The sequence below is a fragment of the Zhouia amylolytica genome, assembly GCF_900116365.1.
Lineage (GTDB): Bacteria > Bacteroidota > Bacteroidia > Flavobacteriales > Flavobacteriaceae > Zhouia > Zhouia amylolytica.
This window is the reverse complement of sequence record NZ_FPAG01000002.1, coordinates 460,771-486,746: the sequence shown is the minus strand read 5'-3', so window position 1 is coordinate 486,746 and position 25,976 is coordinate 460,771. Positions and strand designations below refer to the sequence as shown.

General features: G+C 36.2%; 25 protein-coding genes. 3 read left to right on the top strand and 22 right to left on the bottom strand.

The features are described from left to right. Positions 1 to 78 precede the first annotated feature (78 nt). The 3 genes from mltG to dapF are packed head-to-tail and all read right to left on the bottom strand — an operon-like array spanning position 79 to position 2,419. Entirely contained in the window at positions 79 to 1,122 is a 1,044-nt protein-coding gene (mltG, locus tag BM361_RS04670; RefSeq protein WP_074977268.1) for an endolytic transglycosylase MltG, read from the bottom strand. A gap of 2 nt (positions 1,123 to 1,124) precedes the next feature. Next, positions 1,125 to 1,649 carry a GNAT family N-acetyltransferase gene (locus BM361_RS04665; RefSeq protein ID WP_038264160.1) on the bottom strand — a complete coding sequence of 175 codons (525 nt, stop codon included), beginning with the start codon at positions 1,647 to 1,649 and terminating at the stop codon, positions 1,125 to 1,127. Next, on the bottom strand, positions 1,643 to 2,419 hold the full coding sequence (gene dapF, locus BM361_RS04660) for a diaminopimelate epimerase (RefSeq protein WP_074977266.1): 777 nt from the start codon (positions 2,417 to 2,419) through the stop codon (positions 1,643 to 1,645). Before dapF ends, BM361_RS04665 begins: the two co-directional genes overlap by 7 nt. 132 nt (positions 2,420 to 2,551) lie before the next feature. On the opposite strand from dapF, the gene BM361_RS04655 reads away from it, so the two are divergent. Beyond that, positions 2,552 to 3,940: a trypsin-like peptidase domain-containing protein gene (locus tag BM361_RS04655; protein WP_074977399.1), complete on the top strand. Its 1,389-nt coding sequence runs from the start codon at positions 2,552 to 2,554 to the stop codon at positions 3,938 to 3,940. A gap of 259 nt (positions 3,941 to 4,199) precedes the next feature. Further along, the gene (locus tag BM361_RS04650) at positions 4,200 to 4,955 is read left to right on the top strand and encodes a hypothetical protein (protein ID WP_139226607.1); all 756 of its coding nucleotides are present in this window, start codon (positions 4,200 to 4,202) and stop codon (positions 4,953 to 4,955) included. Positions 4,956 to 5,010: 55 nt separating this feature from the next. On the opposite strand, the gene BM361_RS04645 is transcribed toward BM361_RS04650, so the two are convergent. The 14 genes from BM361_RS04645 to BM361_RS04580 form a co-directional block, all read right to left on the bottom strand. Further along, positions 5,011 to 5,847: a sulfurtransferase gene (locus tag BM361_RS04645; protein WP_074977262.1), complete on the bottom strand. Its 837-nt coding sequence runs from the start codon at positions 5,845 to 5,847 to the stop codon at positions 5,011 to 5,013. A gap of 9 nt (positions 5,848 to 5,856) precedes the next feature. After that, entirely contained in the window at positions 5,857 to 7,458 is a 1,602-nt protein-coding gene (locus BM361_RS04640; protein ID WP_074977259.1) for an NADP-dependent glyceraldehyde-3-phosphate dehydrogenase, read from the bottom strand. Between the two features lie 250 nt (positions 7,459 to 7,708). After that, entirely contained in the window at positions 7,709 to 8,971 is a 1,263-nt protein-coding gene (gene ilvA, locus BM361_RS04635) for a threonine ammonia-lyase IlvA (protein WP_074977257.1), read from the bottom strand. Between the two features lie 52 nt (positions 8,972 to 9,023). Continuing rightward, positions 9,024 to 10,499, bottom strand: coding sequence for a ketol-acid reductoisomerase (gene ilvC, locus BM361_RS04630; RefSeq protein ID WP_038264175.1), 1,476 nt, complete (start codon positions 10,497 to 10,499; stop codon positions 9,024 to 9,026). 11 nt (positions 10,500 to 10,510) lie between these two features. Further along, positions 10,511 to 11,044, bottom strand: coding sequence for an acetolactate synthase small subunit (ilvN, locus tag BM361_RS04625; RefSeq protein ID WP_038264178.1), 534 nt, complete (start codon positions 11,042 to 11,044; stop codon positions 10,511 to 10,513). Positions 11,045 to 11,051: 7 nt separating this feature from the next. Beyond that, positions 11,052 to 12,785: a biosynthetic-type acetolactate synthase large subunit gene (gene ilvB, locus BM361_RS04620; RefSeq protein ID WP_074977255.1), complete on the bottom strand. Its 1,734-nt coding sequence runs from the start codon at positions 12,783 to 12,785 to the stop codon at positions 11,052 to 11,054. Positions 12,786 to 12,843: 58 nt separating this feature from the next. Next, positions 12,844 to 14,523 (bottom strand): dihydroxy-acid dehydratase, encoded by a 1,680-nt coding sequence (gene ilvD, locus BM361_RS04615; protein WP_074977252.1) that lies wholly within the window; start codon positions 14,521 to 14,523, stop codon positions 12,844 to 12,846. A gap of 855 nt (positions 14,524 to 15,378) precedes the next feature. Further along, positions 15,379 to 16,035: a response regulator gene (locus BM361_RS04610; protein WP_038264185.1), complete on the bottom strand. Its 657-nt coding sequence runs from the start codon at positions 16,033 to 16,035 to the stop codon at positions 15,379 to 15,381. A 4-nt stretch (positions 16,036 to 16,039) separates the two neighbouring features. Further along, positions 16,040 to 16,837 (bottom strand): sensor histidine kinase, encoded by a 798-nt coding sequence (locus tag BM361_RS04605; RefSeq protein WP_074977250.1) that lies wholly within the window; start codon positions 16,835 to 16,837, stop codon positions 16,040 to 16,042. A gap of 78 nt (positions 16,838 to 16,915) precedes the next feature. Continuing rightward, on the bottom strand, positions 16,916 to 17,254 hold the full coding sequence (locus tag BM361_RS16850; RefSeq protein WP_139226606.1) for a hypothetical protein: 339 nt from the start codon (positions 17,252 to 17,254) through the stop codon (positions 16,916 to 16,918). 394 nt (positions 17,255 to 17,648) lie between these two features. Continuing rightward, positions 17,649 to 18,044, bottom strand: a complete 396-nt coding sequence (locus BM361_RS04595; RefSeq protein ID WP_074977246.1) for a hypothetical protein — start codon at positions 18,042 to 18,044, stop codon at positions 17,649 to 17,651. 105 nt (positions 18,045 to 18,149) lie between these two features. After that, positions 18,150 to 18,815: a hypothetical protein gene (locus BM361_RS04590; RefSeq protein WP_139226605.1), complete on the bottom strand. Its 666-nt coding sequence runs from the start codon at positions 18,813 to 18,815 to the stop codon at positions 18,150 to 18,152. Between the two features lie 86 nt (positions 18,816 to 18,901). After that, on the bottom strand, positions 18,902 to 19,633 hold the full coding sequence (locus BM361_RS04585) for a hypothetical protein (protein WP_055725810.1): 732 nt from the start codon (positions 19,631 to 19,633) through the stop codon (positions 18,902 to 18,904). A 61-nt stretch (positions 19,634 to 19,694) separates the two neighbouring features. Further along, the gene (locus BM361_RS04580) at positions 19,695 to 20,312 is read right to left on the bottom strand and encodes a hypothetical protein (protein WP_051413446.1); all 618 of its coding nucleotides are present in this window, start codon (positions 20,310 to 20,312) and stop codon (positions 19,695 to 19,697) included. On the opposite strand from BM361_RS04580, the gene BM361_RS04575 reads away from it, so the two are divergent. Beyond that, a complete protein-coding gene (locus tag BM361_RS04575) occupies positions 20,311 to 21,024 on the top strand; it encodes a hypothetical protein (RefSeq protein WP_038264196.1) in 714 nt (237 codons plus the stop codon). The genes BM361_RS04580 and BM361_RS04575 overlap by 2 nt on opposite strands. A gap of 246 nt (positions 21,025 to 21,270) precedes the next feature. On the opposite strand, the gene BM361_RS04570 is transcribed toward BM361_RS04575, so the two are convergent. Genes BM361_RS04570 through BM361_RS04550 form a run of 5 tightly spaced genes read right to left on the bottom strand, consistent with a single transcriptional unit; the run spans position 21,271 to position 25,860 of the window. After that, the gene (locus tag BM361_RS04570) at positions 21,271 to 22,110 is read right to left on the bottom strand and encodes a 5-oxoprolinase subunit C family protein (RefSeq protein WP_074977242.1); all 840 of its coding nucleotides are present in this window, start codon (positions 22,108 to 22,110) and stop codon (positions 21,271 to 21,273) included. Continuing rightward, positions 22,103 to 22,828 carry a 5-oxoprolinase subunit PxpB gene (gene pxpB / locus BM361_RS04565; protein WP_074977241.1) on the bottom strand — a complete coding sequence of 242 codons (726 nt, stop codon included), beginning with the start codon at positions 22,826 to 22,828 and terminating at the stop codon, positions 22,103 to 22,105. Before pxpB ends, BM361_RS04570 begins: the two co-directional genes overlap by 8 nt. After that, a complete protein-coding gene (gene pxpA, locus BM361_RS04560; RefSeq protein WP_074977239.1) occupies positions 22,815 to 23,558 on the bottom strand; it encodes a 5-oxoprolinase subunit PxpA in 744 nt (247 codons plus the stop codon). The genes pxpB and pxpA overlap by 14 nt, the downstream gene beginning before the upstream one ends. Next, positions 23,555 to 24,760: an Nramp family divalent metal transporter gene (locus BM361_RS04555; protein ID WP_074977237.1), complete on the bottom strand. Its 1,206-nt coding sequence runs from the start codon at positions 24,758 to 24,760 to the stop codon at positions 23,555 to 23,557. Before BM361_RS04555 ends, pxpA begins: the two co-directional genes overlap by 4 nt. Further along, positions 24,757 to 25,860 (bottom strand): DUF2891 domain-containing protein, encoded by a 1,104-nt coding sequence (locus tag BM361_RS04550; protein WP_074977235.1) that lies wholly within the window; start codon positions 25,858 to 25,860, stop codon positions 24,757 to 24,759. The genes BM361_RS04555 and BM361_RS04550 overlap by 4 nt, the downstream gene beginning before the upstream one ends. Positions 25,861 to 25,976: the final 116 nt, after the last annotated feature.

Here is a 25,976-nt window from a genome sequence, read left to right as displayed (position 1 = left end):
GCTCAAAAATTTAGGGCGCAAATGTACAACTTTTTTAGAAATCTGAAAACCAGATCGTTAAAGTTTCCTTAAAACTCGTTAACGGTTAATTTTTTGGCTATTTAACCAACGAACATATTGCTGTTTATTGACGTTGTGTTGAGCTAAAGTTTTAGCGAATTTATGGTACCCAAAGTTCTTAGTATCAGCCACAAAATAAAGGTAATTATGTTGCTCTGAATTTAGCACTGCATCGATGGAAGAAATATCCGGCATTGTGATGGGGCCAGGGGGAATTCCTGCATATTTATATGTATTGTACGGAGAATCCAATTCCAAGTCCTTATATAGCACTCTTTTTATAACGGTATCAAAGTTATTTTGGTGCTTTTTAATAGCATATATCACTGTAGGGTCGGCTTGTAATGGCATACTTCTTCTAATTCTATTTAAATACACTCCTGCAACTCTTGGACGTTCATCTACTTTCGCCGTTTCCTTTTGAACAATAGAAGCCAAGGAAATTACTTCCTCTTTTGAAAGATTCAATTTTGCCGCCTTATTCGATCTATCATCATTCCAAAACCGCTCATATTCCTTTAGCATGCGGTCTCTGAACTCATCTGCAGAGGTATTCCAAAAAAATTCATAACTATTTGGAATGTAAGGAACAAGTGCTGTATCATCTGATAGATTGTTGGTAGTCAAAAAATCTTTGTCGGTTAAGGCATTAACCAATGAGAGACTATCAGCCTCGATTTGCGAAGCTATTCTTCCGGCAAGCTTTTCAAGGGTCTCCTGGTTATTAAAAGTCACATTTATAGGGATATTATTACTTCTTAGCGTATTAATAATATCATTATTGTTCATTCCTTTCTCAATACCATATTTCCCGGCCTTAATGTTATTAATGTAGCCCTTTTTATCAGCTACGTCTTCAAAAGAATTAACGCTCTTTAACAATGGCTTTAACTGTTCTTTCACATCTTTAAAGCTCGCATTGGTTGGAATATACACATATGCCACCTCATTATTAAATTGTGTGTTTGGTGAAAAAATAGCACTATAAATATTATAGACGATTGCACCTCCAACAATAACACCCACAAGAGCCATTATCACCAAAATCTTTCTTATATACATACTTATTTTTTAATTTTTTGATATAAAATTTCATTTAAATATCCTCTGGAAGTCCATTTCCAGTCTTTCTTGACCCCAATTTCTTCAAAACCCAATTTTTTAAACAAACTTATACTTGGTTTATTACTTTCTGCAATATTACAATATACCTGATGAAGACCAAGATGTTCAAATCCATAGGTTATTAACAACCTTAATGCTTCCTCGCCCAGCCCTTTGCCTCTATTTGCTTCATTTAGAATAATTATACCTATTCCAGCCCTTTTATTCTTGGGGTCGAAATCAAATAGATCTATAAAACCAATGAGTTCCTTCTTTAGAGTATTTATGGCCAATCGCAATTGTTTAACCTCATAGATATCTCTATGTGCATTGGCAAGATATTCCTCTAGTACAAATTTCGAATATGGACTTAATGTCTCACTAACTTCCCACACGGTCGTATCGTTCTCCAATTTGTATAAGAAATCTATATCTGATGGCTCTAAAGCCCTTAGAAAAACCTTATTCCCTTTCAACATCACCACTCCACAACCCCTTTAAAAACTTGTTTAGCCGGTCCCTGAAGAAATACATTTTCAAAAACATCTCCATTTTGTTCAAATGACACCTTTAACTCACCTCCAGGTGTATTTAGGGTTACCTCTGTTGCTTCAGTTTGTTTGGTTACAAACATGGCAATTCCAACGGCAGTTACACCTGTTCCACATGAAAAAGTTTCATCTTCAACACCTCTCTCATAGGTTCTAACTGAAAAAATGTCAGGAGCTGTTTTCTGAACAAAATTAATGTTACTCCCTTTTTCTCCATATTTCCCATATCGAAGCTTAGCACCTTCTGTTTTAACATCAAATTTTTCAAGGCCACTTACCATTTGAACATGATGAGGAGACCCCGTATCAAGAAAGACATAATTATCAAACTGTTCAACCTTCAGAACATCGATCATTTGCAATCTAACGGTATCATCATCTATGCTTGCATGATGCAGTCCATCTACAGCATTAAAGCTCGCAGTGTTCTCAATTACTCCCAGATATTTAGCAAAAGCCACCAAACACCTTCCGCCATTACCACACATGCTACTTTCATTACCATCGGCATTAAAATAGACCATTTTAAAATCTGTGGTTTCGTCATTTTCAAGTAAAATTAAGCCATCTGCACCTATCCCAAACCTTCGATCGCAAAGATGATTTATAAGTTTGGTATCATTTTTGGGAAAATCTAATGAACGATTATCGATCATTACGAAATCATTTCCCGTTCCTTGATATTTAAAAAATTGTAAAGTCATTTCAATATATAGTTGAACGGCAAATATACAATATTGTGTTGCTTTTTTCCATTGTTAAACTGCCGTTAAAGTTAAGATCTGGGAAAAATAATGAAGTAATTTTAAATGTTAATTAATACAAAGAATAAAAATATGAAACGATTTGCAAGCTTATTATTTGTATCCGTTTTAGGTGGTGTCATCACTCTTGGCGCTTACAAAGCTTTTGTTGAAAAAGAAAATATAGTTGTAGACACAAAAGCAGGAGAACCTAAATTTGTTACCACTAATTATAATGGAGCTACTCCTCCAAACCCAATTGCTGATGTTGATTTTACAGAGGCCGCAGACAAAACTGTTCACTCTGTAGTACACGTTAGTAATGTCTCAGTCCAGGAAGGACCTTCTAATCTATTTGATTTTTATTTCGGTTATGGAGGTAGAGAACAAACCAGAGTAGGCACCGGTTCGGGAGTAATTATTTCCCCAGACGGATATATTGTAACCAACAATCATGTTATAGACAATGCTACCAAACTTCAAGTAACTTTAAATAATAATAAAACTTACGTAGCCGAATTAGTTGGTACTGATCCATCTTCTGATATTGCCCTCATCAAGATTAAAGCTGATGATGAATTACCCTATCTTGCCTTTGGGAACTCGGACAATACTAAAATTGGAGAATGGGTGTTAGCTGTTGGAAACCCTTTTAATTTGACATCCACAGTTACAGCAGGAATTATTAGTGCCAAAGCCAGGGATTTAGGAAAAGGACAGTCGTTTATTCAAACCGATGCGGCTGTTAATCCTGGAAACAGTGGAGGAGCATTGGTAAATACGAATGGTGATTTAATTGGAATAAATACTGCCATCACCTCTCAAACCGGCTCATATATTGGATATTCCTTTGCAGTTCCAAGTAATATTGCCAAAAAAGTTGTTGATGATTTATTGGAATATGGAAATGTTCAAGAAGGTATTTTAGGTGTAAGAGGGTCTGAACTGAACTCAAAAAATGCTGAAGAATTAGGCATTGATGAAACAGCTGGATTTTACATCGCTAAAATTGTGGAAGATTCCGGAGCAGATCAGGCAGGGTTGAAAGAAGGTGATATTATTAAAAAAATAGACAATCAGAATATCAACTCATTTTCTCAGCTCACCGGTTTCTTAAAATCTAAACGACCTCAAGATGTTGTAAATGTTACTGTTTTAAGAGATGGCAGGGAGAATACGTATCCAGTAACACTACTTAAAAATCAGACTTATGTAGTGAGGCCATTAGGTATAGTGGTTAAAAATATGTCCAGCAAGGATAAAAAAAGATTCAAAGGCTCTGGAGTTAAGGTAACTGAAGTTGTTAAAGGAATGGAAAACTATGGTTTTGAAGGAAAGCTAATCATTCAAATTAATGATGATACCATCGAAGATATAGACGACGTTAAAAACGCAATTGAAGGAGCCAATAATTATAATGCTTTGAGCATTGTTCTTTTAAATCAGGAAGGAGAAAAAGAACGCTTAATTTTTAGAATGTAGAACCATTAGATCATATTAAAATTTAGACAGGTCTCCAATTGGAGGCCTGTTTTCTTTTGAGATTCTCATTTCAATTGGTTCTTAATTTTAGTACCTTTATATATATTTCCAAAGGCTCCTAAAAAACAACCATATATTCATTAAAACTACCCGTATTTCGATTCTATTCTATCCCAAATAATTAAGTTTTCTGGCCTTTACCCTTTTCATTACTGAATTGCTTATTCGTTAATAATACTAACCAATAAAATCTAAGAAAATGAAAACTTTTATTTATGCACTCTTTTGTTTTATTTGTGCTTTCATGATCTATGGATGCGACAATGATGATGATGACAATGGAAATATGACCTCACAGTTACCTGATAACCTTCCAGATGTTAATAATGCCACATTTTCCAATTCAACCAGTATAACAAATAACCTCTATGGCCCCCCTCCAAACGAAATTTATATTTATGAAGGTGGAGAAGTCGGGATGGAACCTGAAGAAGAAATTATACTAGAAAGAAGAACCTCTACAAGGGAAGTTATGGGAGTTATTTGCATTATTCAAAACGATCGAGTTTATGTTGATGATATCTTAATAGAAGATACGGATGATTGGCTTGCTCAGGACGATGATGGTAATTTATGGTATTTCGGTGAGATAGCCTCTAACTATGATGATGAAGGTAATTTTGAAGATAATGAAGGATCCTGGGAGTCTGGTGTTGATGATGCATTAGCGGGATATTGGCTACCCGCGAACCCCATTGTAGGTCAAAAATATTATCAAGAATGGTATGAAGATGAAGCTGAAGACCAAGCTGAAGTAATTGCAATTGGTGAAACGGTGACTATTGAAATTGGCACCTATGAAAACTGTATAGTTACTAAAGACTTCACCCTTCTAGAACCCGATGAGTATGAGTTAAAATATTATGCTCCAGGCATTGGATTGATTAAAGAAGAAAAGTATGAAGATGAAGAACTAACCGAAATTGTTGAACTTATAGAAATAATAGAAAAATAAGCCCTGTAATAGTATTACAAAACTTAATATTTATGTATTTTAAAATTCAAATCCTTTAGTCTTTTTCAATTGGATACTCCGATTGACCCCATTCTGTCCATGATCCATCATAGACTTTAACACGATTCTTATTGGCTATTTCACTTGCCAACATTACAATACATGCGGTTAATCCAGAGCCACAGGTAAAAACATATGGCTGATCTGACACAATTCCAGCTTGTTTAAAAGCTTTTTGAATATCTTCAGGCAACTTATATCTTCCCTCATGCAAAACTTCTTTAAAAGGCAAATTTAAGGATTTAGGTATGTGACCACTTCTTATTCCTTGTCTTGGCTCAGGAATTGAACCTTCAAACCTTTTAGAGGACCTAACATCGATTACGAGGTCTTGTTGGCTATTTAAATTATGAAAAACATCCTTTGCATTCACCACCAGTTCTTTAAGGAAAGAGGCTTTGAATTCACCTTCTTCAAAAGCTTCGGAATCCAGCTGTAACGTTGTTTCATACCCTGCGGCAATCCAGGCAGATAAACCTCCATCTAAAACAGCCACATTATGATGTCCCATAACTTTAAACAAAAATCGGACTCTGGGACTAAAATAGACCCCCAAATTATCATAAATCACAATTTTGCTATGATTAGAAACACCCAAATTACGCACCCCTTCTTCAAAGGCCTGTACTGAGGGTATTGTATTCGGCAAATGGCTCTCCTGATCACTAAATACTTTCTTAAGGTCAAAAAACCTTGCATTTGGAATATACTTCCCTTCGAATTGAGGAGTAAGTCCTGAAACATTATCACTTTGACTAGCATCGAGGATCACAAGGTCTGGATCCTGCATGTGATCATAAAGCCAATTTGCTGATACAATTGTGGTTTGCATAGATCAATATTACAAAATATAATCTGTGCTCACAAAATTTGAAGCTTTACTCCCGAGTAAGTCTTCAAGAATTCTATTATTATAAACCGTATCCTTAGATGCCACGAATGTTCTTATAGAGAAGGAACGTAATGCATCATGAACACTGAGTGTGCTTACTGCCGAATCTTTTCTACCGGTAAACGGATATACATCAGGTCCTCGTTGGCACGAACTATTCAGATTAACTCTACAAACCAAATTCACCAAATTATCAATTAATGGGGCGATGGTTCTGATATCCTTTCCAAAAAGACTCACTTGTTGTCCATAATTAGAGCTGGCTATATCATCTATTGGCTCTTCGATTTTCTTAAACGGAATTACAGGAATAACCGGTCCGAATTGCTCTTCTTTATATACACGCATATCTTTGGTTACCGGATAAAGTACTGCCGGAAAAATGTAATTTTCGGTGGTCTCCCCTCCTTTTTCATTTAATATTTTAGCTCCTTTTTCTATGGCATCATCTATTAGTTCCTGGATATACTCAGGTTTTCCAGGCTCTGGAAGCGGTGTTAGTTTAACTCCATCTTCCCATGGATTTCCGAATTTTAATGCATCAACTCTTTCTGAAAAGCGTTTATTAAACTCCGCTACAATATCCTCCTGAACATAAACCAATTTTAAGGCTGTACAACGCTGTCCATTAAATGAAAGAGTTCCTGCTATACATTCATCAATGGTAAGGTCTAAATCAGCATCTGAAAGAACGATTGCCGGATTTTTAGCTTCCAAACCAAGTACTAAACGCAAACGGTTTTTAAACGGGTGTTGATCTTGAAGTGCCACAGCAGACTTACTATTCCCAATTAACGCTAAAACATCAATTCTTCCCGATTGCATTATCGGAGCTGCTACTTCCCGGCCTCTACCAAATACAATATTAACCACACCTTTAGGAAAGCTGTTTTTAAAGGCTTCAAGAAGTGGTGTAATCAATAATACACCATGTTTAGCAGGTTTAAATATTGTTGTATTACCCATTATGATGGCGGGTATCAACAATGCAAACGTTTCATTAAGTGGATAGTTGTATGGTCCTAAACATAAAACAACACCCAGTGGTCCCCTGCGAATATGAGCATAAACTCCATCACGCTTTTGAAATTTAGCACAATCTCTATCTAATTGCTTATATTCTTCAATGGTGTCATAAATATATTCAACGGTACGATCAAATTCTTTTTGCGAATCAGGCAGGTTCTTACCAATTTCCCACATAAGGTATTTCACCACAACATCCCGTTGTTTCTCCATTTGCTTGACAAAACGCTCCATGCATTCTATCCTGTCTGCAACCTTCATAGTCGGCCAAAGTCCTTTTCCCTTGTCAAATGCATTACACGCAGCCTCCAAAGCTTCATCGGCTTCAGGTTCTGACATATATGGTATTGACCCTAATAATGTAGGTGCATAAATCCCTTCATTATTAATGGTGTGAATACTTGAGTAAACGGGTGTTGATTCACCTTCCCATTTCTTAAGTTGTCCATTAACCAAGTAAGTATCTTGGTTAAGCAGTTTTTTAATCTGAAATTCTTCAGGTATTTCGGTTGTTTGTGTTTTCATAAATTGTCATTTAGTTTGTATAGTTTAGACACACGTTATGGGTCTTTTTAAATCTTGGTATACTTACTTTATTACAGGATTAAAAAGTGTTATAAAGTCTTAGTATTGCTAAAGAGAAGCTCTTATAAAAATGAAAACCTCACTTAAATTGAATAAGTAAGGTCTTATTTATGTTTAAGATCGTGATCAAATTTAATTATTATAATTTTTAAAATTAAATCACCTACTTTAATTTAACTTAAAGGTTATTTTATACTAAAAATTGAAACAAGTCAGGTTTATTATTGATATAGTCTCCATAAAAGTTATGAGCTTTCATTCGCTGAATAAGCGGTTCGAGATCTTTCTCATCCTTTAATTCAATACCGACAACAGCAGGGCCATTCTCTTTAGCATGCTTCTTTGAATATTCAAAATGAGTAATATCGTCATTTGGACCTAATATTTCAGCAACAAATTCTTTTAAAGCCCCTGCTCTCTGTGGAAATCGAATAATAAAATAATGTTTAAGATTCGCGTAAAGTAATGCACGTTCTTTTATTTCGGCAGTTCTTGTTATATCGTTATTACTTCCACTAATCAAACAAACCACATTTTTTCCTTGAATTTGATCTTTAAAATAATCTAAGGCAGCAATTGACAGTGCTCCTGCTGGTTCGACTACGATGGCATCTTTATTATACAAATCCAGTATGGTTTGACACACTTTACCTTCAGGTACAGTAATTACATCATCGAGCTGTTGCCTGCATATTTCAAAGGTTAGATCACCAACTTTTTGAACTGCTGCACCATCGACAAACTTTTCAATCTTCTCTAATTCTGTATTCTCATTATTTTTAATAGAGGTAGACATTGAGGGTGCTCCTTCCGGTTCTACTCCTATTATCTTCGTCTCTGGCGAAAGCATTTTAAACACTGTAGAAAGACCTGACGCCAGCCCTCCACCACCTACAGGCACAAAAATATAATCTATATTTCGCGACGTTTGGTTTAAAACTTCAAGTCCAACCGTTGCTTGTCCTTCTATTACTTTTTCATCATCAAATGGGTGCACAAAAATTTTCCCCTGCTCTTTACATGCCTTCATAGAGGCTTTATAAGAGTCATCAAAGGTGTCTCCCTCAATAATGATATCTATATAATCTTCGCCAAACATTTTAACCTGTTCAATTTTTTGTTTTGGCGTAGGTGTTGGCATATAAATAGTCCCTTTAATCTTTAATTCTTTACAAGAATAAGCAACCCCCTGGGCATGGTTTCCTGCAGAGGCACATACAATCCCTTTTTGTTTTTCATCTTCGGTCAAAGAACTCATTTTATTATAGGCGCCACGAATTTTATACGAACGTACCACCTGAAGATCTTCTCTTTTAAGCAATACTGTATTATTAAATTGCTTAGAATAGGTAAGGTTCTTCATTAAAGGAGTAACCGTTGCAACTCCTCCAAGAGTAGCTGCTGCTTTCTTTACATCTTCTAACTTCGGTCTGTATGTTGTTTTTACTTGCATTATAAGGGGTGTAAACCGTCACAAGCACCTTAGTACCTGTGACGGTAAATTATTAAAGTGATACTATTTTCTTCATATCTGTCATTGATTGACGTAACCAGGCTCCCACCTCTTCGATTGGGTGATTTCTGATCGCATCGTTAACCTCAATCAAAGCTACATTGTCAACTGCATTTGATGTAGTGAATGGCTTACCGATCACATTGGTATCAACTGTTTTCATGAAATCAGTTAAAAGCGGACGACAAGCATGATCGAATAAATAACAACCATATTCAGCAGTATCAGAGATAATACGGTTCATTTCGTAAAGCTTCTTACGCGCTACCAAGTTGGCAATTAAAGGCAACTCGTGTAATGACTCATAATAAGCTGACTCTTCAATAATTCCTGTTTCAGTCATTGTTTCAAAAGCCAATTCTACTCCTGCTTTAACCATTGCAATCATCAAAATTCCATTATCAAAAAACTCTTGTTCTGATATTTCCGCTGTGGTTGCTGCTGTTTTCTCAAAAGCAGTTTCTCCAGTTGCTTCTCTCCAGGTTAAAAGATTTACATCGTCATTAGCCCAGTCTTCCATCATGGTTTTAGAAAAATGACCACTCATAATATCTTCCATATGCTTATGGAATAATGGAGCCATAATTTCTTTCAGTTCTTCAGCTAATCTGAATGCTTCAATCTTTGCTGGGTTTGAAAGTCTGTCCATCATGTTGGTAATTCCACCATGCTTAAGAGCTTCCGTTACCACTTCCCAACCATATTGCATTAATTTGGCAGCATAACCAGGTTCGATTCCATTTTCAACCATTTTGTCGAAACAAAGAACAGAACCGGTTTGTAACATCCCACAAAGAATGGTTTGTTCTCCCATCAAATCCGATTTTACTTCAGCAACGAATGAAGAGCGCAATACCCCGGCTCTATGGCCACCTGTTGCGTATGCATAAGCTTTAGCCTGCTCAAATCCTTTATCTTGAGGATCATTCTCAGGGTGCACAGCTATTAATGTTGGAACACCGAATCCACGCTTATATTCTTCACGTACTTCTGATCCAGGACATTTTGGAGCTACCATGATTACTGTAAGGTCTTTACGGATTTGCATTCCCTCCTCGACAATGTTAAACCCGTGAGAGTAAGCCAAGGTAGCTCCTTCTTTCATTAATGGCATTATAGCTTCAACAACATTGGTATGTTGTTTATCTGGTGTAAGGTTACAAACTAAATCAGCTGTAGGGATCATTTCTTCATAGGTTCCTACTGCAAAATTATTATCTACTGCATTTTTATATGACTGACGCTTTTCTGCTATTGCACTTTCACGCAATGCATACGAAATATCCAAACCACTGTCACGCATGTTCAGCCCTTGGTTTAAACCTTGAGCTCCGCTACCAACGATTACTACTTTTTTACCTTCCAGCGCCTTGATTCCTTCGTTAAATTCTGATTTATCTAAAAATTCACAAGTTCCTAATTGTAATAGTTTTTCTCTTAGTGAAATTGAATTAAAATAATTTGCCATTTTAATGGTTATTAATTGATTAATTGAAATTCTTTTAACATTGTTGATATATCCATTCGTTCTTTGGATACTGAAATTCTACCGGAGCGCGTAAACTGCATAATACCGTAAGGTCTTAATTCGTCATATAACGCTTCTATTTCCGGTCGTCTTCCTGTTTTAGCGATCACAAAGAAATCGCGAGATACTGTTACGATTTCCGAATGACTCTCTTTAATTATATTTTGAATTTGACGTTGGTCAAATAACAAATCAGACTTAATTTTAAACAGTGCTGTTTCCTGAAAAATAGTTTCATCATCGGTATGATAATATGCCTTGATTACTTCTATTTGTTTTTCAATTTGTCCAACAACACGTCTAGCCCAAGATTCAGTGGTATTAACCACTATTACAAAGCGCGATACGTTTTCTATTTCCGAACCTGAAACATTCAGGCTTTCTATATTGATATGACGCTTTAAGAATATGCCTGATATTCTATTTAATAATCCTATATTATTCTCAGAATAAATAGAGATGGTATATGATTGTTTTTCTTCCATGACGATCTTAACTTAATCTGATATCTGCCACCGACGAACCTGTTGGAATCATCGGGAATACATTATCTTCTTTTTCAACTTTAACTTCTAAAAAGTATGCTTCTTTTGAGGCCATCATTTCTTGAACTGCAGCTTCAAGATCTTCTCTTTTAGAAACTCTTTTAGCCTTTATATGATATCCCTCAGCGATTTTCACAAAGTCAGGGTTAACCATTTCCGTGGAAGCATATCTCCTATCGAAAAACAACTGTTGCCATTGACGAACCATTCCTAAGAAATCATTATTCAACACTACTATTTTTACTGCAGCTCCCGTCTGGAATATAGTTCCCAATTCCTGTATAGTCATTTGATAACCACCATCACCTATTACAGCGACAACTTCACGATCCGGATCTCCCATTTTAGCACCAATAGCTGCAGGAAGGGCAAATCCCATGGTTCCTAAACCACCTGAAGTTATATTACTTTTAGTTTTATTGAATTTAGCATAACGGCAGGTTATCATTTGATGTTGCCCTACATCAGTAACAATAACCGCTTCATGTTTAGAAGCTCTATTAACCTGGTTAATTACTTCCCCCATGGTTAATCCTTCCTTTTCAGGATGAATATCGTTCTTTATTACCTTGTCAAATTCAACCGCATATCGTTTTTTAAACTCTTCATGCCAAGCCTCATGCTTATTACTATTAATTAAAGGCATTAATTCTTGAAGCGATTCTTTCACATCACCTAAAACGGCCACATCTGTTTTTACATTCTTATCGATCTCAGCCGGGTCGATTTCAAAATGTACAACTTTGGCTTGTTTAGCATAAGTATTCAGGTCGCCGGTAACACGATCGTCAAAACGCATTCCCAAAGCAATTAACACATCACACTCATTCGTTAATACATTCGGTCCGTAATTACCATGCATACCTACCATTCCAGTATTCAATTCATGATCTGAGTCTAGCGCTGATAATCCAAGAATAGTTGAGGCTGCCGGTATTCCTGCTTTTTCAATAAGCTGTTTTAACTCTTCTTCCGCTTGTCCGAGGATTATTCCCTGTCCCCAAACAATAAAAGGTTTTTTAGCACTATTGATTAATTCAGCTGCTTGCTGTACACTTGATTTATCAATTTCAGGTTTCGCATTATAGCTTCTGATTCCAGTACATTTTTCGTAACTAAAATCAAACTCTTCAAATTGAGCATTTTTGGTAATATCGATTAATACTGGTCCTGGTCTTCCAGAACGAGCTATATAAAAAGCTTTGGCTATCACTTCAGGAATTTCAGAAGCTTTTGTAATCTGATGATTCCATTTGGTCACGGGCGTTGAAATACCAACAATATCCGTTTCCTGAAAGGCATCAGAACCCAAAAGGTGGCTTGCCACCTGCCCTGTGATACATACCATTGGGGTAGAATCGATTTGAGCATCCGCTATACCAGTAACTAAATTAGTGGCTCCTGGTCCAGAGGTTGCCATAGCAACTCCTACTTTTCCAGAAACTCGAGCATAGCCTTGAGCAGCATGGGTTGCTCCTTGTTCATGACGTGTTAAAACATGATGTAGTTTGTCCTGAAACTTGTACAACTCATCATAAATTGGCATTATAGCACCACCCGGGTACCCATAAACCAAGTCTACTCCTTCCGCCAACAAACAATGTATAACGGCTTCGGCACCACTTATCCTCATGGTAGTTTGCTTTTTTTCCTGTTTTTTGGTTAATGTTTTTGTTTCCATAATACTCCAGTTAATACATCTTAAACAAAAGTTATGTTTAAGCTTCTAAAGCAACTGTTTAAAATTCATCGGTAACGCATCCTTCAGAGGCCGATGACACAGTTTTAGCATATTTATATAATACTCCTTTCTTAAATTTCAATTCCGGTGCTTTCCAATTGGCTCTTCTTTTTTGAAGCTCCTCCTCAGAAATCTCTATATTGATGGTATTATTTACGGCATCAATTGCGATAATATCTCCATTTTCAACCAATGCTATATTACCTCCCACCTGTGCTTCAGGTGCAACGTGTCCTACCACAAAACCATGAGAACCTCCAGAAAATCTACCATCGGTTATGAGGGCTACATCTTTCCCTAATCCAGCTCCCATAATTGACGAAGTTGGTTTTAACATTTCCGGCATTCCTGGTCCTCCTTTTGGTCCTTCGTAACGGATGATCACTACATCTCCTTTTTTAACTTGTCCTGTTTTGATACCTTCATTTACAGCTTCTTCACCATCAAATACATTTGCCGTACCTCTAAAAGACAAGCCTTCTTTTCCGGTAATCTTTGCTACGGCTCCTTCTGTGGCCAGGTTTCCAAAAAGGATACGAATGTGACCTGAATCTTTTACCGGTTCATTAAGTGGCTTAATAATATCTTGTCCGTCTATTAGATTTGGTACATCTTTCAAGTTTTCAGCGAGGGTTTTTCCTGTTACCGTAAGGCAATCACCATGTAGCATATCATTATCCAGCATGTATTTTAACACACCAGGTATTCCTCCTACTCCATGTAGATCTTCCATAGAATATTTACCACTTGGCTTTAAGTCGGCCAGCAAAGGAGTGCTATCACTAATACCTTTAAAGTCTTTTAGGGTAAAATCAACCTGTGCTGCTTTTGCAATTGCTAAAAAGTGAAGAACGGCATTGGTTGAACCTCCTAAAACAGTTACTAATCTGAATGCATTTTCAAGTGATTTTTTAGTAACGATATCTAAAGGTTTGATATCCTTTTCCAATAGTAATCGAAGTGCTTCTCCTGCTTTAACCGATTCTTGCTCTTTAATGTTTCCACTACTAACGGCTGGGTTAGAAGAGTTAAATGGTAACGACATCCCCAAGGCTTCTATGGCAGAGGCCATGGTATTTGCGGTGTACATTCCTCCACATGCTCCTGCTCCAGGGCAAGCTTTATGAACCACCTCTTTATATTCTTCCTCATCTATCGTTCCTGCAACTTTCTGTCCATAGGCTTCGAAGGCTGATATGATATCTAATTTCTTTCCGTTATGACAACCCGAAGCGATTGTACCCCCATACACCAACACTGAAGGTCTGTTTAAACGCAACATCGCCATTAAGGCGCCGGGCATATTCTTATCGCAACCTACAACAGTTACCATCCCATCATAACTCATTGCCTCTACTACTGTTTCCATTGAATCAGCAATAATGTCTCTTGATGGTAAAGAGAAACGCATCCCAGGTGTTCCGTTTGAGATACCATCACTTACCCCGATGGTATTGAAGATCAACCCAACCAGACCGGCATTTTCCGTTCCTTTCTTAACATGTAAGGCTAAATCATTAAGGTGCATATTACAAGGGTTACCTTCATAACCTGTACTTGCAATCCCTATTAAAGGTTTTTGTAAATCTTCATCGGTAAGTCCGATTGCATGTAACATTGCCTGTGCTGCTGGCAATGACGGATCTTGTGTAACTTGCTTACTATACTTATTTAACATTTTACTTATAATATTCTTATTAAACAGCTAAATTATTTGAATTAATACTCTCTTTCTTTTTATTCTGGTTTAAGCATTCAAACTCAAATGCATTTACATTAGTTTAAGTTATTGATTTACAGTTATTTATGTGTTATTTTTTATCATATTCAACTTTAAAAATTTGTTTTAACTAAAAAGACCTGTATCGGTTGGTCGATACAGGTCTTTTTGATTATTAACATAAAGCATCTGTATCAGTTCACCATGGAATGATAATAATGACGATAATGTTAATAATGACGTTTTGTAATTTCATTTAATATAGTCTATAAAAAAAGCCTTCCGTTCGGGGAAGGCTTTTAAATATTATTGATATACCATCCCCTTATCATTGTGAAATAATCACAATAATGACAACAGCGATGATATTAATTAGATTTCTTTTCATTTACCCTGCAATATTATCTATAATTATTTGGTAAAAAAAGTATCTTTTGATTTTTTTTCAAAATATTAAGGTTTTCAGGAAACTTGGTAAGCGATTCACCAATAAAAGTACGTGTTCTATTCCTGCACTTATGCTGCAATGCCAAATAACTATATAAACCATACTTTAACCATACTCTATCTATACTGTATCTATACTTTAGCACCGGGCCTAGAGCATTTAAGATATACTTTAAAATAGCTTTATTGATCTATAAAAGCAGGCTGATTTTACCTTTTAATAAGATTCAAATACCAGATCTCGATTTATTGCAACGCCAATTAAAGATATCCCGAATGGGTATAGGAAACTATTTGGTGTGAATAATTCTGGTATTCATTCTGAGAAGTTGAGCACGCACGATAGCGGAAATCGATTTATAACTTCTATTCATCATTCATTTCTATAAGCTCATGTTTTATAGCATACAAGACCAGACCTATACGGCTTTTTACCTGTAATTTTTCAAATAAGCTTTCTCTGTAACCATCAATGGTTTTTGGAGAGAGACACATTTCGTTTGCAATTTCTTTATAAGTCATTTCGGAGCATGCATACTTTAGAAACTCCACTTCTCTGTCTTTTAGATAGATCTGATCTTTCTCTGATTCTTTCTTGTCGAGGGTGTCCAGCAAGGTGTTTGTAATTCGATCTGAAAAGTAAAATCCTTTTTCTACCACATCTGACAAAGCTTGTTTAAAGATATTTGGGTGAATATCCTTTAGCAGGTAGCCCTTTGCTCCAAATCGAAGCATTTTAATAATCGTGTCTTCCGTATCATCCATAGAGAGGGCTATCACTTTTAGCTCGGGCATGTTTTCCTTAAGCCACCCCATGGTTTCCACGCCATCCATAATAGGCATATTAATATCCAATAAAACAATATCAGGAACATGTCCATTCGAATTGAGCACCTCTATAAAATCCTTTCCGTTAGCGGCGTGAAAAATAACCTCATAATTATCAAAGGACGAAACCAATGTTTGTAATGATTGCGCAAATAGTAAGTGATCGTCGACTATGGCTATGGAGTACTTTTTCATGACGTTATGCGGTTTTATTTAGTTTTTGTTCGTATGGATACGTTAAGGTTACGGAAACTCCTTTATTTTCTTCTGCTTCTATGTTTAGCGTAGCCCCTATTAATTCAGATCTGCGTTTCATATTGGTAAGTCCGGCCCCTTCTTTTACATTTTTCAGATCAAATCCGATACCATTATCAACGGCAGTCACTTTCAGATGATCAGGCAGGTATTCCACCACGATGGTTAGCAAAGAAGCTTTGGAATATTTCACTACATTAGAAAAGCATTCCTGGAATATTCTAAAAATAATGATTTCATCTTTCTTATTAATCTTAACCTCATCTCCTTTGATATCAAAGTCAATTTTAAGAAAGTTGAGGCGTTTAAAGCGTTTGATTTCAGTCTCCAGGGACTCCAACAGCCCTATCTTACTAATATAATCAGTATTTAGGGTTCTCGAAAGCTGACGAAGCTCTTTAAGTCCCTCACCCAATACATTGGAAGCCTCACCAAATGCCTTTTGTTTGTCTTCCGGGATATCTGCCTGTAGCATATTCATTTGCATTTTCGCCACTGATAACAATTGGCCTATGTTATCGTGTAATTCCCAGCTTAGGTTTTTAAAAGCCTGTTCTTGAATTTCGGTTTGAGCACGGGCTAATTCTTCATCGAAATAGCGTTTTTGCTCTGCTTTTTCAATGAGTAGTTGTGTTTTACGTTTTTGATAGGCCAGAAAAAAAGAGACTACAAAAACAATTACAATAACTATAAGTACACTCACATAGATAATGAGGCTAATGATTTCTTTTTGGTTTTCCATTAAAAGCTACAATCTGGAATATTTATACTATAAACTTATACATTTTTAAAGTTACTAAAGAAAACGCAAGGGAATAAATTAGCTTAGAGGGGCTTTTTCCCCTTTTTGAACCCTGGCGTTGATAAGAAAGCCAACGATCAATGAGCCATAAATGGTTATGTTTGAAAAAAGAAGAATATTATCATAAATCGGATGTGAAAAGTTCAATTGATTGGAAAATATAAATATGGGAACAGTAGAAAGGTTATATAGCAATGCTGAAGTAATCACCCAAAAGTCTATTTTTTTATGAAAATTCAGTATTATTTTACTATTCAGCACTTCCAAATAATACATAGTGGCTGCGATAAAGAAAAGCATAGCTCCAACAATCCTTGTTATTGGGAGCCATTCTTTTAAAAGTAGATTCCATTTCATTACAATTTCAAGTAATGAAATTATAGTGAAAATTATTAATAATAACCTAACCCAAGATTTTAACCTAATTTTACTTATCAATAAAATGATATAGGTAAGATAAAACATATACCACAAAGGTTTAAAAACATTAAACAGCCATATAGGGCTTTTCAATATCCTTTGATCTATTATTGTCAATAATAACTTAAAAACATGTAATTCAGGGTAATAGTAAAAGTAATAAGGAATCATGGCTAATAATTCAATTATTACCACTACCCATAAAAATACAGCAAGCAGCTTATTAGATTTTGAACGCTGTAATTTGTAATTAATTACACTCAAAACCGCTGCCGAAATCTGCAATAAGGTTATTAATAAAATAAAGGGATTTGAAAACAATTATTCAATTTTAATAATCTGTTGGAGGAATCTTCCCATACCCATCATTATACGGATCAATATCCTCTATAGTTTCATCTTCTCCAGTACCAGGCTCAGTGGATTTTAGAGAAACTGAATCCGTTCTTTTCGTAGGAGCCATAAACATAGTAGTTTGTCCATCTTTGGTACCATCATCGTATTTCCCCATAAAGAAACGAAGCCCCAGGTTTTCGTAGCCTTTTTTAGCAGCCTCCGCTTTTACATAGGCTATATACTCTTCCACCTCCTCAACAGACCACCAAAAGTCTCTGGCTTCCTGCTTACCCAACTCTTTTTTCAGAATTTTTTCAATTTTATCTACGTAATTTTTTTGAAGCTTTTTCGCATTATCTTTAGTAATGCATTTTTTAGGTTTCTGAGTCATTTTCTGGTATTTATATTAGATACGTAACAAATCTACAGAAAATTTTCATAGCTCAAACTGTTAGTTTAAATTTTCTACGGGGTATTTTTTGACAAAATCTGTTATTTATTCGTGAGGTTCAGATTGAATGATCAACCCTACCATAAAACAGCCATACATTACATAGCAGGATAGTACTAAAACGATGATATAAAAAGGTTGTGAAAAGTTGAATTGCTCAGCAAATATAAAAATGGGAATGGTTATTAAATTAAAGAACAGAACGCCCATGGTGAACCAGAATGAGAAGGCGGTTTTAAAATTGAGAATAAGATCAGTTCTCAGCAGGTTTTGCATATAGGCAAAAATTGCTGCCAGGGTGCAAAAAACGCCGGCATACATATGGGGTTGCAGCCAATTTTTAAAAAGATCGTTGTAGTTAAATAAGCTAATAAGCACGAATACGGTATAAAGTGCAAAAAGAACATACCATCTTTTAGTATAGGTTCCTTTGGGTATAACCCGTTTGAAGTAATAGAGGTAAAAGTAAAATGAAATTATAGAGTACACGCTCCCAACCACCACACCACTTTCGGTTATGGACGGAGGTAGTATTCTTTTTATTATTTCTATAAAATGACTATCGGGAAAAGCTTCATTTAGTGTAGGAATCATTCGGACTACCTCAATTACAAATACAAACCAAATAAATGGAAGAAACACATTGCTCGGGGTGTTTTTTATGGTTTTATATTCCAAGGCAGCTATGATGGCCGTTAATAAAACGATCACAAAAATTGTTTTATGAAAGTAGAAATAAAACCCCATCTTAGTTTACTATTGGCGTTTTTCTAAGGTAGGAATAAAAATTAAGAATGTTAACGTACAGCCTGTTTGCGTAGATTTCTTTCTTCCCTGGCGTTAATGATAAAGCCAATAGTAAAGGACCCGTACATCACTAAACATGATAGAGAAAGGATAAACAAGTAAATGGTATTGGAAAACTCTAATTGTTTTGAAAAAATAAATATAGGGATGGTCATTACATTGAAAAAAAGCAATCCTATAGAAATCCAAAAAGACAATAATTTATAGAAGCTGAATAGTTTATTACTATTAAATAGTACTTTCATATACATTCCGACACATATCATTACTGATAATACGCCAACTATTTTGTGATAAACCAGAAACTTTTTAAATACCACATCTGCATTAAAAAAATGATCCAATACTACTGCTATGGTATAAAAAATCACAAGACCATCTATCAATTTTCTTTTCTTAAAATCCTTTATCAGGTAACGATAATAGATCAAAAAGACATAAAATGAAATTATAGAAAAGAGAGCTCCCAGCCAAAGTACCGTATTTAAAAAGACGGTAGGAATTATATTTTTTAAAAAAGAATACACCTCAGAGTCAGGGTATTTCCAGAAATAACTTATTAACTCAGATAAAAACTCTGTCAATAAGACGTAAGACAGAAAGAATAAGAATATTTTGTTTGGGGTGTGTTTATAGTACCTATAGGTAACCAATGCCGTTATAAAAGCGAAAAATTCACTTAAATAGATTACCTTCCTAAATAAAATCTCATTGATGATCATACTTAAAAGGGTTGGTTTTTGAGCCAACCCTTTACTAATGTATTAAAAAATAATTTAAGCATTATGATCCATATGGAGCATCAGGTGGATCTCTTTGTCCTCCGTATTCGATCGGATCAACTTCCTCGATATCATCCGAACTAGGTGGTGGTAACATCATAAAGCTTCCTTTTTGAACATTCCTTACACCTGTTGGGGTAATGAACGTTGTAAGGGTATTCTTTTTTGAACCATATTGATCTTCATCGGGGAATACTCCAATATATATTCTAAAACCATCAACACTATAGCCCAGGGTATCTGCCTTTTTAATGGACTCATTGATATAACTTTGAAGTTCATCCACCGAATACCAACTGGAAACAGAAAGTTTAAATTTATTTTTGGCCATGGCCATTTCAGTCATTTCTTCTCTAGCAGGGTCTTTTCCTTCTGCTTTTAACTGTACTTCTTTAAGGAGTCTCTTATAATATTCGAGGGAATCCTGAGCCTGAAAAAGGCTTTCAATGTCAGTCACAAACTTTTTACTGATCTTTTTAGCTTGTTCGGGTTTCAGTTTTTTGTTGCTCAGATCGACCGTAATTGCTGCCTCCTTTTGCTGTGGCTGACAGGAAAATACAGTCACAACCAAAGCAGCCAATACCGCCAATGCAAAGTACTTGTGCAAAGATGTTTTCATGTTATTTTTGGTTATTAGTTTCCTACTAAGATATAATAAAATTCTTATCCTGAACAACTTACAAAGACAATCAGGATTTTTCCCCTTTTATGAGAAGGTAGATTGTACGATTTTTACAGTAGAACAAACTCAAAAAGCTATGATACCGGTTACCTCCTCTTTTATAAACATCCATCAGAAGCTCGACAAGCTTAGGATTGGATTAAAAAAAATAAAATTATTAGTTGAAAATCAAGACATTAATGCCATAGATTCCTTATATTTACTATTGAAGGATGTGGAAGATACTTTTAGAAAGAACCAAATAAACGAATATGTTCAGCTGGCTTCTTACCGAAGTAAAATTCTGGCATCTCAAATTGCTTATGACCGTAAAGTTCCGTTGAAAAGTGATCAACTGGATACTGTATTAAACATTTTACCTTCTGCAAACCAAACGCTCAATAATGTAATGAAACCGCTTGAAGATCGTATTCAGGAATCCCAAATCATCATCAAAATGCTGGTGAACAAAGCCTACGATAGTAATATGATTCAGTGGAATGATGGCCTTAATTTTCCGGATTTTATCCATGCGCTGTGGCGTTTATTTTTAAAACACGAAAATTTTAAACAACAGACCCTTTTAGTCTTAGATCGGATTACCGAAGACGATGCTCTGCAATTATTAGCCAAAGAGGTTAATCAGGCCCAGGTTTCCAAACAGTACTAATTGGTAAAAAATAATAGCGTTGCCCGTTTATAACGGGCTCCTTCGGCGCTATTTGAAATGTTCTTAACTGTAGAAATTTCCCTTTATAAGTGCCCATAAAACTTGCGTTATTTGTTTTGAACTAATGTATAAAGCTTCTCCAGTTTCTTCATCAGTTAAAAGGCGGGATTTGGAGGGTGCTCATTTCGCCTTTAAACATTCATAACCCGATCCTTATTGGCAGTAGTATGTTGATGATCTTTAATTTCAGGTTAACAGTTCAAACCTAATGTTCTCACCAGCTTTCTTCTGAGCTAATTTTGCTATGGCTTTTTCCGTAAGTTGAAATACCCTTGGATATCCGCCGGTGGTTTGGGCATCTTTCATCAATATGATAAGTTTACCCGCAGGAGTAAGCTGAACGGTTCCGGGTATCGTTGCTGAAGTTAACATTGAACGTTCATGAGTTATAAACACTTCTTCCACCTGGTAAGCCATTCTATTATTAACTTTAGATACTGTATAATCGTTTCTAAGCCTCTTTTTTATGTCTGGAAACAAATCATACTCCGGACCTTTAAATACTTCTATATCGTTCCCTGAATACCATTCTTCATCTGTTTTAATATGTGCATATTCCGTAACATGTCCGGAAGCAGTATTAACAGGAATGGTTGTGTCTTCTTTTAACTGAGCAAATGTTGTTATTGGTACGTACATCGACCTGCTATTTAAAACTACAGGAGATTGTATCCCATCTTTTACCGCCAAATAGGTTCTAAAACCATCTGAAACCCCTTTAAAGTTAAGAACGTCTCCCATCTTAACACGGTATTTCCGATTGTTACTTAATGGGGTATCGTTTAACGATGGGTGCATGTATGCTCCTGAGATCGCTATTTCGGTATCGGTCATGAACTTCAGTTTTGGCCCCAGCATTGTCATTTCCAGCACTGCTGCATTCTGATCATTATCGAGCAAGGCATTGGCCAGCGATGACGAATACGTATCCATAGCTCCGGATACAGGTACTCCTTTATCCCGGTATCCAAATCTACCAAGATCCTGAATGGTTGTATAAAAACCGGCTTTTAGTACCTTAATCATAATAATCTTCCTTTTCGAATTGGTATACTCCTGTTTTTACCTGAATTGCAATTAATTCATATTCATATCTGTTTACAGCATAAAACCTAACCTTATCGCCCACACTAACCGGACAAACTTCCGGATTGGCTATATCGAAAAGTCTCACGGGAGTATTTCCTATAATATTCCATCCACCCGGAGATATTTGCGGATAGATCCCCGTTTGTTTCCCTCCTATACCTACTGAGCCCTGGGGAATTTCTAACCTTGGTTCTCTTCTCCTGGGGTGGTGCAACTTTTCATCGAGTCCACCCAGGTATAAAAATCCAGGTAAAAACCCAATGGCATATACTGTATATAAGGCCTCCTGGTGGAGATCGATTACTGCTTCTTCCGATAATCCTTTTTCCATGGCAAACTGCTGCATATCTAAGCCAAGGGAATCTCCATAAAGCACTGGAATCTTCCAGATCTTTCGATCCAATACTATAGTTTCAATATTTAACTTGTAGATGTCTTTTAAATTCTTTTCGATTATTTTAAAATTTATCTCTTCGTTAAAAATTACGGTTAAGGAGTGGTATGCCACCACGAGTTCGGTGGTTTGAAAGTATTTCTGAATATACCGTTTATAGGAAACGATATCGTTCAGGATGTTCTCATTAACCTCAGCAGGCCATTCGATAAGTACTGCTTTATTTCCAAAAGGTTTATATGTAAGATTATAATTTTGCAAGGCTCACTCCCTTTAAATGCAAGTTATGGTATAAATACTGAAGCATTCCGGCGGCATTTTCCGTATCTGAATGAACGCAAAAGGTATCCGCTTTAATGAACATCTCTTTTCCGGTACTGGTGCGAACTCTTTGGTGTAAGGCCATATTAAAAACATGATTCAAGATTTGCGCTTCATTTTTAATCACTGCGTTATCTTCACTTCGAGGCACCAAGCTGAGGTCTTCATTATAATTCCTGTCTGCGAAGGCTTCATATTTAATTTTAAATCCGCTTTCCAGGGCTTTCTTTTCTATAACCGAACCATAAGGAACATATAAAAAAACATCCTTTTTATAGGGATTCAATATTTCCAGGTACTGTATTGATAACGCTTCGTCTTTCGCAAGATCATTATAAAGTGCTCCATGCGCTTTGATATGATGCATACGTACGGCATGATTATCTGTTATTTCTTTGAAGATCTTAATTTGCTCAATGATTGTAACCTCAAGTTCAGACTTACTTAGTTTCAACGATACTCTTCCAAAGTTCTTCTTATCGGGATAAGAAGGATGTGCACCGAGTTTCACCTGATATTTCATGGCAAGCTCCACTACCCTCTCCATCAATTCCTTATCGCCGGCATGACCGCCACAGGCAACATTGCAAGAGCTGATATACGGCATTATTAAGTGCTCATTATTGAGTCCTTCTCCAAGGTCGCAATTTATATCAATCTCTTTAATCATAATAAAGCCAATACTTTTAATATACTCTTTATTCCAAGTAATAAAGCTATTAAAACAATTGCGATTGCAATAATATTCTGTGTTTTATTATTGACATATTTCTTTAAAACCGCCTTTTTATTAACCACCCAAACAAGAAAGCAAGCTACCACAGGCAGTAAAATTCCGTTGGCGACTTGGGCAAATTGTATGAGCTCAATTGGTTTTATTTTTAAGCTTGATAGTACAATACCAACCATTATAATACCTCCCCATACCATCCGAAACTTCCAATCGGTTAATTTTGATTTCCAATTAAAGCAACTATCAGCCACATAGGCCGCAGCCAGTGGTGCTGTAACTGAAGAGGTTATTCCGGCGGCAAAAAGACCAATGCCTAAAAAGTATTTAGCCATACTTCCATACAATGGTTCCAGTCCTTTCGCTAAATCCAGGACGCTTGAAATGGTATCCGTTTTAATAGCGGCCGCTGCAATAATGATGGACATGGAAACTAATCCTCCCATAATAATTGAAACTATCGTATCAATTCTGGAAGCTCTGAGATCCTTCTCACTCTGCCATTTTTCCTTAACCAAGGAAGCGTGTAAAAAAAGGTTATAGGGTACTACTGTGGTGCCAACCAAAGCGACAATGGTCAATATACTTTCTCCCGGAAATGAAATCGAGAAAATCCCTTTAAATACTGCGAACATATCAGGCTTGGTTAAGACTGCTGCTCCGATAAATGAAATACTCATAATGAGTACCAGGACGATTAGAATTCGCTCCAGCACCTTATAGTTTCCAAGCAGCAATAAAATAATAGCAGAAATTCCAATCACCAGTGGATAAAAACTCCAATATTCGGTACCAAACAAGGCTTCCAATCCCAAGGATGCACCACTGATATTTCCAGCTTCGTAGGCGGTGTTTCCTACTACTATTGCTGATAAAATTAATATTACTGCCAATTTGGTTAACAGCGGTGACTTTATCTGATGCTTAATAACCTCCGCCAGTCCCATTCGGGTAACGATGCCTATTCTGCTCGACATTTCCTGAAGAATTATAGCTGCAACTATGGACAGCATCATGGCCCATAGTAGTGTAAATCCAAATCCGACTCCTGCCAGCGTACATACGGTTACTGTGCCGGGACCTATAAAAGCAGCAGCCACCAGAGTTCCCGGTCCGATATTTTTAAACCACTTTAACATCATTCTGCTTTTTGAAGTGCATAGATGGCGAATGTACCCAACCAATGAGTTCCTTCATAATTACCATCAACTATGCTTGGTAAAGAATAAGTTAAGTGATTTCTCGCTATATTTTTTAAATGGCCATATTCAGGGAGGGTTTCAGCGATTCCATATAAACACCATGCCCTGCTAAAGTTCACTCCATCCAAATGTACCAGTTTTCCATCGGTTCGGTCTGACACTTTTCCGGTTTCCAATTGGAAGGTCTTATGACCGAGTTCAGGTAAAAACTCTTTCAACCAGGTTTTAAATTCTTCTTTTGGCAATACGCGCATCATCAGTTCGGCTTCCTCTAAACAAGGAGAGAGAAAATCAAATCCACTAGGCTCCCAATCCAATGGACAATGTACATCGCTTGCATAAAAATCTCTTGCACGTTTTTCGATTAATTCTTTTAAATCTTCATTACCAGTGGTAACAGCAAAGTCATATGCGAAGGTAAGTCCGAATGCCGTATTGGTATGTTCTCCAACTCTTATCGGGTAATTAAGTTTAGGCAGGAATTCCATATAGCGTTGAACGATAAGATTAGTCAAGGGTTTTAGATTCTCTGATAATTCTTTCCCAAGCGCGTCATCCCATGTATAAAGTTCTTCGGCTAACTTTAAAAGCCACGCCCATCCGTAGGTACGTTCATAAGAAGTATTTCCTTTACCTTCAAAATAAGCCACTTCGGCTAATATGTTTTCTTTAGAGATATTCTGTTGTAGTTTCCCTTTTATTTCTTTTGCGTTTTCAAGGGTCGGAAATTGCTTTAAAAGGCTTACCAAAGACCAATGTCCATGCACCGAGGAATGCCAATCAAAACAGCCATAAAAAGCAGGGTGCAGTACTTTCGGAGCTTTTATATCAGTAGAGTCGTGTAATGTTTGCCCAAGCTTGTTAGGATATTGAACTTGCATACATTCGAGCGGAAGTTTACTTAAACGATTCGCCTCTTCAAGGGTTAATTCTAGAGGGCTCGTTTCTTCTACTGTTTCCATTGTTCCTGCTTTATCATTGTTTTTACATGCCGTTATTATTAATATTGATACAAGGGTTAACAACTTTACTTTCTTCATAAATTTAAGGTTAGGTTATACGGTTCGATAATCCAAGAGGTCATTAATGTTGCCAACATAATATTTAGCCTTTTACTCTTAGGGTCATTTTTTCAAAAATAAGAAAGGAAATGAAT

What these genes read in the sequence shown, in the direction of transcription:
- dapF (WP_074977266.1), bottom strand. Translation starts at nt 2,419, where the DNA reads ATGACTTTACAATTTTTTAAATATCAAGGAACGGGAAATGATTTCGTA.
- BM361_RS04655 (WP_074977399.1), top strand. Translation starts at nt 2,552, where the DNA reads ATGAAACGATTTGCAAGCTTATTATTTGTATCCGTTTTAGGTGGTGTC.
- BM361_RS16850 (WP_139226606.1), bottom strand. Translation starts at nt 17,254, where the DNA reads ATGAAATGGAATCTACTTTTAAAAGAATGGCTCCCAATAACAAGGATT.
- BM361_RS04650 (WP_139226607.1), top strand. Translation starts at nt 4,200, where the DNA reads ATGAAAACTTTTATTTATGCACTCTTTTGTTTTATTTGTGCTTTCATG.
- BM361_RS04570 (WP_074977242.1), bottom strand. Translation starts at nt 22,110, where the DNA reads ATGATTAAGGTACTAAAAGCCGGTTTTTATACAACCATTCAGGATCTT.
- BM361_RS04605 (WP_074977250.1), bottom strand. Translation starts at nt 16,837, where the DNA reads ATGGAAAACCAAAAAGAAATCATTAGCCTCATTATCTATGTGAGTGTA.
- ilvA (WP_074977257.1), bottom strand. Translation starts at nt 8,971, where the DNA reads ATGCAAGTAAAAACAACATACAGACCGAAGTTAGAAGATGTAAAGAAA.
- BM361_RS04580 (WP_051413446.1), bottom strand. Translation starts at nt 20,312, where the DNA reads ATGAAAACATCTTTGCACAAGTACTTTGCATTGGCGGTATTGGCTGCT.
- BM361_RS04555 (WP_074977237.1), bottom strand. Translation starts at nt 24,760, where the DNA reads ATGATGTTAAAGTGGTTTAAAAATATCGGACCGGGAACTCTGGTGGCT.
- BM361_RS04585 (WP_055725810.1), bottom strand. Translation starts at nt 19,633, where the DNA reads ATGATCATCAATGAGATTTTATTTAGGAAGGTAATCTATTTAAGTGAA.
- mltG (WP_074977268.1), bottom strand. Translation starts at nt 1,122, where the DNA reads ATGTATATAAGAAAGATTTTGGTGATAATGGCTCTTGTGGGTGTTATT.
- ilvD (WP_074977252.1), bottom strand. Translation starts at nt 14,523, where the DNA reads ATGTTAAATAAGTATAGTAAGCAAGTTACACAAGATCCGTCATTGCCA.
- ilvC (WP_038264175.1), bottom strand. Translation starts at nt 10,499, where the DNA reads ATGGCAAATTATTTTAATTCAATTTCACTAAGAGAAAAACTATTACAA.
- BM361_RS04595 (WP_074977246.1), bottom strand. Translation starts at nt 18,044, where the DNA reads ATGACTCAGAAACCTAAAAAATGCATTACTAAAGATAATGCGAAAAAG.
- ilvB (WP_074977255.1), bottom strand. Translation starts at nt 12,785, where the DNA reads ATGGAAACAAAAACATTAACCAAAAAACAGGAAAAAAAGCAAACTACC.
- BM361_RS04575 (WP_038264196.1), top strand. Translation starts at nt 20,311, where the DNA reads ATGTTATTTTTGGTTATTAGTTTCCTACTAAGATATAATAAAATTCTT.
- ilvN (WP_038264178.1), bottom strand. Translation starts at nt 11,044, where the DNA reads ATGGAAGAAAAACAATCATATACCATCTCTATTTATTCTGAGAATAAT.
- BM361_RS04550 (WP_074977235.1), bottom strand. Translation starts at nt 25,860, where the DNA reads ATGAAGAAAGTAAAGTTGTTAACCCTTGTATCAATATTAATAATAACG.
- BM361_RS04645 (WP_074977262.1), bottom strand. Translation starts at nt 5,847, where the DNA reads ATGCAAACCACAATTGTATCAGCAAATTGGCTTTATGATCACATGCAG.
- pxpA (WP_074977239.1), bottom strand. Translation starts at nt 23,558, where the DNA reads ATGATTAAAGAGATTGATATAAATTGCGACCTTGGAGAAGGACTCAAT.
- BM361_RS04640 (WP_074977259.1), bottom strand. Translation starts at nt 7,458, where the DNA reads ATGAAAACACAAACAACCGAAATACCTGAAGAATTTCAGATTAAAAAA.
- BM361_RS04610 (WP_038264185.1), bottom strand. Translation starts at nt 16,035, where the DNA reads ATGAAAAAGTACTCCATAGCCATAGTCGACGATCACTTACTATTTGCG.